Below are 531 nucleotides of genomic sequence, written 5' to 3' on the forward strand. Positions count from 1 at the left end.
CACCCAGCCTTTGCGGATCGGTAATGCAAAACAGAAGCGATACCACGATTGCAGACGTTGATAGAGTTTATGCCCCATCGCTTGCCAGATAATCTGGGCACTAAGGCAGCCAATCATACCTGCCAGCAATCCACCGAGCATATCCAGCGGCCAGTGGACGCCAAGATAAACGCGCGACCAGGCAATGACGACGGCCAGCACCATTAAAAGTGAGCCGGACCACAGGCGATGCCAGCATAAAAATGCCAGTGCAAAGGTGAAAATCACCGTACCGTGATCGCTTGGGAATGAGTCATCCGCCGCATGATGCAGGAAGTTATAGCCAATATTTTCGACAAAGGGTCGGTCGTGCGGAAAAAGATGTCCCATCGTCCAGGACACAAACAGGCTGACCGCCAGCGCGATAGCGATTTTTATCACCAGTTGCCGTTGTGCTGTAAGCCCCCACAACCAAAGCACCGCGGCCAGCAGCGGTACCACGGTAATCAAATCTTTAGCAATAAAAATCGCCAACGAGATCATCCACGGAGC

General features: G+C 52.5%; 1 protein-coding gene. It reads right to left on the minus strand.

The window, feature by feature from the left end:
- Positions 1-522, minus strand: a 522-nt coding sequence (ybjG, locus tag K0040_RS22400) for an undecaprenyl-diphosphate phosphatase (RefSeq protein ID WP_228110431.1), incomplete at its 3' end; no start/stop codon positions are given.
- Positions 523-531: the final 9 nt, after the last annotated feature.

The sequence above is a fragment of the Terrisporobacter petrolearius genome (assembly GCF_020748185.1).
Lineage (GTDB): Bacteria > Bacillota > Clostridia > Peptostreptococcales > Peptostreptococcaceae > Terrisporobacter > Terrisporobacter petrolearius.